Origin of the sequence: Halorubrum sp. SD683, assembly GCF_002135045.1 — an archaeon.
Classification (GTDB): Archaea; Halobacteriota; Halobacteria; order Halobacteriales; family Haloferacaceae; genus Halorubrum; species Halorubrum ezzemoulense.
Map to the genome: position 1 here is coordinate 1 of NZ_NEWJ01000115.1, position 5,302 is coordinate 5,302.

Below are 5,302 nucleotides of genomic sequence, written 5' to 3' on the forward strand. Positions count from 1 at the left end.
CTTTCGGGCCGCGCCGTTCCGCTCTCGAAGCGCTTACCCCCGTCCCGGGCCGACTGCGGGTATGAGCGACGCGACCCGCGTCGAGTGGCGCGACTGGGGCCCCGAGGCGTTCGCCGAGGCCGACGAGCGCGACCGCCCGGTGCTGCTCTCGCTGTCGGCCACCTGGTGCGAGGGCTGTCACGAGATGGACGCGATCACCTACGCGGAGCCGCGGATCGCTGCCAACGTCAACGAGGGGTTCGTCCCCCTCCGCGTCGACGTCGATCGCCACCCGCGGGTGCGCGAGCGCTACAACATGGGCGGGTTCCCGACGACCGCCTTCCTCACGCCCGAGGGGAGACTGCTGACCGGCGCGGGCTACCTCGACGTCGACGGGATGCGGCAGGTCCTCGAATCGGTCCGACAGATGTGGACCGACAAGGGCCGCGACGCGGGGCGCGTCCCCCGGGCGCTCGACGCCGACCTGCCGCCCCGCGGCGACGTGACCGACGGGATAGAGAGCCACCTCGCCGGGCAGCTAGAGGCGAAGTACGACGCCGAGCACGCCGGCTGGGGGACAGACGCGAAGTTCCCGCTCCCGCGGACCGTCGAGTTCGCGCTGAAGCGGGACCGGAACCGCGCGCTCCGGACGCTCGACGCGGTCCGCGACCACCTCACCGACGACGTCGACGGCGGATTCTTCCGCTACGCGGGGACGTCCGACTGGGGCGACGTCGCCTACGAGAAGCCGCTCGACACAAACGCCGCCGTGACCCGCGCGTTCGCGAACGCCTTCCTCTACACCGGTGACGAGGCGTACCTCGACCCAGCGCTCGACGCCGTGGACTTCCTCACCGACGACCTCTGGACCGGCTACGGCGTCGGCGGCAGCCTCGGTCCCGGGCTCGGCCGCGCTTACTACGCCGCCCCCGCCGAGGACCGCGCGGACCTCGACGACCCCCGCCGCGACCTGACCGTGTTCGCCGGCGGCAACGCGCTCGCCGCGGACGCGCTGTTCGCGGTGGCCGCCTACACCGACGACGAGGGGGCCCGCGAGTACGCTGACCGGATCCTCGACGGCCTCGAACGCGACCTGATCGACGCCGACAGCGGCGCGGTCACCCACTACCGCGGCAGCGACGAGGCCGGCGAGTCCGACCTGTTGGAGGACGCCGCCCGCGTGGTCGGGGCGTACGTCCGCGCTGCCGGCGTCCGCGGCGAGGGGGCCGACGTGGCCTGCGCGGTCGCGGACCGAGCGATCGACCGGCTCCACGTCGAGGGGTCGTTCGTCGACGGGCCGCGCTCGGGGGCGGGACTGCTCGACCGGTCGTTCCGCCCGCTCGACGCCAACGTCGAGATGGCGACGGCGCTCCTTGACCTCGCGGCGCTCACCGGCGAGGACCGCTACCGCGAGGTCGCCCGCGAGACGGCCGAGGCGTTCGCCGGCGCGACCGAGCGCCTGAGCGTTCAGGTCGCCGCGTACGGGAGCCTCGCCGCCCGGCTCCGGCGCGGCACGACCGTCATCGCGGTCGGGACCGAACCCGGGAGCGACCTCCACCGCGCCGCGTGGCGGGTCGCCGACCACGAGAAGGTGATCGCACCGAACGCACACGAGGCCGACGCGCCCGCGCCGCGGACGGTGCCAGAAGGGACCGCGGTCGTCCTCGCGGGCGACGAGACCTCCGAGCCGGCGGAAACGCCCGACGAGTTGATGCGTCGCGTCGGCGACGTCCTAGCGTAAGCCGCGCCGATACGCCGGGGAAAAATCGCCGCGTCGCGCCGGTGGCGGCGAGGACGCCCGATCGGTCGGTCCGGATCGTAAACGGGCGACGCGTTTATACGGGTGCCGCGGCATCCCCGGGTATGGCATCTCTCCGCGACCTGGGGCTCTCAGAGTACGAGGCCCGGGCGTACCGCGCGCTCCTCCGGACCGGTCCGACGACGGCGAAGGACCTCTCTCGGGCCAGCGAGGTCCCGATGGGGCGGATATACGACGTGCTCAACAGCTTAGAGCAGCACAGCCTCGTCCGCAGTCAGGCCGCCAGCCGACCGAAGAAGTACGTCGCGGTCGAGCCCGACGCCGCGCTGGACCGCCTGCTCGACGAGAAGAAACAGGAGCTGCGGACGCAGGCCGAGCAGTACGAGTCGGTGGTCGACGACCTCTCCGCCGAGCTCGACGCCGGCGAGCCGGTCGACGGCCAGTTCTGGACCGCGGCGGTCGGCGCCGAGGAGGCGACGGACCTCCTCTTGGAGCGGATCGCCGCCGCGGAGCGCAGGGTGGTCGTGGTCGCGGGCGCGCCGGCGACTGGCTTCGACCTCGGCACGATCGGCGAGCGCGTCACCGCCGAGCTGGAGTCCGCGCTCGAACGCGGCGTGGAGATCCGGGTGCTGCTGTCGCCGGCGACGGTCGACGAGCTCCCGCGGAGCGTTGGCAGCCGGTACACCTCCGAACTCGCCGACATGGACGGGTTCGAGGTCCGGACGTCGCCGAACGTGGACGGGACGTTCAACGTGTTCGACGAGATCGAGGTGTGTATCGAGGTGCCACACCCCCTGTCGGCGGACGAGCCGTTCGCGATGATCGACGTGAAGGACATCGACTTCGCGACGAGCGTGAAAGAGCAGTTCGAGCCGCGGTGGGCGGAGGCGGAGCCGCTGACGTTCGGGTGAGCTGACACCGAGACGGGACGCGGCGCGCGGTGCGAGACGCTTACCGGCCGAGTTCGCCGCGCAGGTCGCCTAGTCTGACCTCGCGTTCGGCGTGGGCGTTGTGCTGGTGGATCGACTCGTCGTTCGACTGTTTCATGCGGATCACGGCGTCGTCCGAGAGGTGCGGGAACTCCTCGACGGTGCCCTCGGCGAGCGCGCGGACGCAGTCCTCGACGAACTTCGCGTCGGCGTGGGCCTCGTAGGTCATGTGGTCCTCGTCGGGCCGCTTCGCCATGTTATAGATGCGCGCGCTCATCGAGTCCCGGGCGACGTCGATCACGTCGCGGAGGTCGACGTCGGGGTGGCCGTCGGTCGTGATCGTCAGGGTCGCGTGGCCGCGCTGGGAGTGGCCCGGCTGCGGGACGGCGTCCAAGAACTCCTCGGTCGTCTCCTCGTCGATGCCGAGTTCGGCGAGCTTGTCGCGGGCCCGCGACTCGCTCATCCCCTGCGAGCAGGGGCAGACGGTCATCCCCGTCACTTCGGCGCCGATCTCCTCGCGCGTGCCGTCCTCGGTCGCCTCGGCGCTGGCGACGATCGTCGCCGTACTCTGCGTCTCGATGTCGGAGGCGGGCGTGTTCTCGCGGGTGACGAGCTCCGCCGTCATCGACACCTCGGCGGTGGTGGTGTAGTCGTGTTTCTCGAGGAGTCGCTCGGCGGCGTCGCCGCAGACGTCCTCGACGCGGTACGCCTCCTCGCGGGTGATGTCTTCGAGGATCTCGTCGACCGTCGCGAGGTTCCGCGACATGTCGATCCCCTTGCGGCCGCTCGGGAGGTCGACGAACACCTCGAACTCCGCCATGAGGACGATGGGTCGCTTGTCACCGCGCGCCAGCTTCACGAGCTTCTCCACGCCGGTGACCCCGACCTGCGACAGCCCGACGGTGACGTCGGGGGCCGAGGCCTGTACGTCCGGCAGCTGATGACTCATTACGAACATGATAGGGACTCTCGGGATTAGCCCTTTCGGAAGGGGGAGGTACGTCGGGTAGTCGCGCGCGTGCGTCCCGGCCGCGCACGACGCGAAAGTGAGGGGCACCGCCGATCCGCGCGTGTGAGACCTCCACGCCCCGCGGGCCGTAACGCACGATTTATAACGGCGGCAGCGGAAGGTGTTCCAAGACCATGCCGAGTTCCAATGGGCCGCAGAAGGCGACTCGCGACAAGCTCTCGAACAAGCCCCGCAACCGCGGCACCTCCCCGCCGCAGCGAGCGATCCAGGAGTTCGAGGAGGGGTCGCAGGTCCACCTCAAGATCGACCCGAGCGTCCCCAAGGGGCGCTTCCACCCGCGCTTCGACGGCCGGACGGGCACCGTCATCGGCAAGCAGGGGTCGGCGTTCAAAGTCGAGATTCCGGACGGCGGCAAGACGAAGACGCTCATCGTCACCGCCGCTCACATGCGGGCGCAGCAGAACTGAGATGACGATCTTCAAAGAGAAGCTCGACGAGGAGTACGTCACCACCTCCGAGGCGAAAGAGATCCTCGTGGAGATCGAAGACGAGCGCGCGGCCGACGAGGACCGCGATCTCCGCTACGAGCTGGCCCGCGCGATCGAACACGTCAACCGCTTCGCGAACCTCGACGCCGACGAGTCCCGCGAGCTCGTCGAGGAGCTGACCGACCTCGACCAGGTCGACGTGCCGACCGCCGTGAAAATCACCGACCTACTCCCGGAGGACCGCACGGAGCTCCGCTCGGTGTTCGCCCAAGAGCGCTACTCGCTCGACGGCGAGGAGCTCGACGAGATCCTCGACGTCGTCGCGAAGTACGCCTGACCGCGAGATTCTTCCGGCCCGGTGGGGGTCCGTCGCCACGTTTTTTCAGATTTCCGCCCGTATGTCGAGCCGCATGTACCAGACCACCCTCGTTCCGACCGGCGAGGGCGTCGCCGCCCTCGACGCGGTCGACGACGCGATCGACGTCACGGCGGCCGACGGGACGGTACACGTCCTCGGCGTCGTCGAAGAGATCCCGATGTACGACCGGTCCGGCAAGCCGGAGAAGTTCGACGACGACGACCCCGAGCGCCGCGACGAGCTGGAAGCGGCGGTCGACCGGGTCGCGACGGCCGTCGCGGACGCCGGCATCGACAGCGAGACCGCGGTCGAGTCCGGCGTCCCGGCCCACGAGATCGCGGCGTACGCCGACGCCGTCGACGCGGACGCCGTCGTGATGGGCAAACGCGGCCTCGACGCGGCGGCCGGCGACCTGCTCGGGAGCACGACCGAGCGCGTCATCCGGAACGCCGACGCGACGGTCGTCTCCGTCCCGGTCTCCGAGTGAGCACGCGCGGCCGCCCCCGCCCCGCGTCGTCGGCCCCCGTGCGTCACCGGTTCCGGCCGGTCTCAACGGCGATCGTCCCGAAGAGCCGCTGATCGCGCTCCCGGACCGCGGCGCCGTCGTCGAGCGCGCGACGCGCGGCGGCGGTGCGCTCCGCGAGCCTGCCGAGCGGGTCGTCGCCCCGCGCGTCGAAGCGGCGACCGTTCACCGCCACGAACGCCCGGAGCGCGGCGCTCCCCGCTCCCTTCCCCCCCGGGACACACCACGCGACCACCACCCCCTCCCCGAGGTCCACCCCGCCGCTCACCACCCCGTCCGGGCGCGCGCACCCGGCC

Annotated in this window: 6 protein-coding genes and 1 pseudogene; 5 read left to right on the forward strand and 2 right to left on the reverse strand. The window is 71.2% G+C overall.

The features are described from left to right. Positions 1-61 precede the first annotated feature (61 nt). Together B9G49_RS15545 and B9G49_RS15550 are read left to right on the forward strand one after the other, a co-directional pair. On the forward strand, positions 62-1,720 hold the full coding sequence (locus B9G49_RS15545; RefSeq protein ID WP_086216978.1) for a DUF255 domain-containing protein: 1,659 nt from the start codon (positions 62-64) through the stop codon (positions 1,718-1,720). A gap of 122 nt (positions 1,721-1,842) precedes the next feature. Next, positions 1,843-2,649, forward strand: a complete 807-nt coding sequence (locus B9G49_RS15550) for a TrmB family transcriptional regulator (protein ID WP_049930418.1) — start codon at positions 1,843-1,845, stop codon at positions 2,647-2,649. Positions 2,650-2,689: 40 nt separating this feature from the next. Here the strand turns inward: B9G49_RS15550 and mptA are convergent, their stop codons facing one another. Next, on the reverse strand, positions 2,690-3,616 hold the full coding sequence (gene mptA, locus B9G49_RS15555) for a GTP cyclohydrolase MptA (protein WP_049930419.1): 927 nt from the start codon (positions 3,614-3,616) through the stop codon (positions 2,690-2,692). A gap of 194 nt (positions 3,617-3,810) precedes the next feature. On the opposite strand from mptA, the gene B9G49_RS15560 reads away from it, so the two are divergent. From B9G49_RS15560 to B9G49_RS15570, 3 genes are all read left to right on the forward strand, one after another. Next, positions 3,811-4,104 carry a 50S ribosomal protein L21e gene (locus B9G49_RS15560; protein ID WP_049930420.1) on the forward strand — a complete coding sequence of 98 codons (294 nt, stop codon included), beginning with the start codon at positions 3,811-3,813 and terminating at the stop codon, positions 4,102-4,104. A 1-nt stretch (position 4,105) separates the two neighbouring features. Continuing rightward, the gene (locus tag B9G49_RS15565; RefSeq protein WP_086216979.1) at positions 4,106-4,462 is read left to right on the forward strand and encodes an RNA polymerase Rpb4 family protein; all 357 of its coding nucleotides are present in this window, start codon (positions 4,106-4,108) and stop codon (positions 4,460-4,462) included. A 73-nt stretch (positions 4,463-4,535) separates the two neighbouring features. Beyond that, a complete protein-coding gene (locus tag B9G49_RS15570; RefSeq protein WP_049930422.1) occupies positions 4,536-4,970 on the forward strand; it encodes a universal stress protein in 435 nt (144 codons plus the stop codon). A gap of 43 nt (positions 4,971-5,013) precedes the next feature. Here the strand turns inward: B9G49_RS15570 and B9G49_RS15575 are convergent. Beyond that, positions 5,014-5,302 (reverse strand): annotated as a pseudogene (locus B9G49_RS15575) (methyltransferase type 11); the annotation flags it as partial.

Coding starts and splice junctions, on each gene's coding strand:
- B9G49_RS15545 (WP_086216978.1), top strand. CDS start 62: ATGAGCGACGCGACCCGCGTCGAGTGGCGCGACTGGGGCCCCGAGGCG.
- B9G49_RS15550 (WP_049930418.1), top strand. CDS start 1,843: ATGGCATCTCTCCGCGACCTGGGGCTCTCAGAGTACGAGGCCCGGGCG.
- mptA (WP_049930419.1), bottom strand. CDS start 3,616: ATGAGTCATCAGCTGCCGGACGTACAGGCCTCGGCCCCCGACGTCACC.
- B9G49_RS15560 (WP_049930420.1), top strand. CDS start 3,811: ATGCCGAGTTCCAATGGGCCGCAGAAGGCGACTCGCGACAAGCTCTCG.
- B9G49_RS15565 (WP_086216979.1), top strand. CDS start 4,106: ATGACGATCTTCAAAGAGAAGCTCGACGAGGAGTACGTCACCACCTCC.
- B9G49_RS15570 (WP_049930422.1), top strand. CDS start 4,536: ATGTACCAGACCACCCTCGTTCCGACCGGCGAGGGCGTCGCCGCCCTC.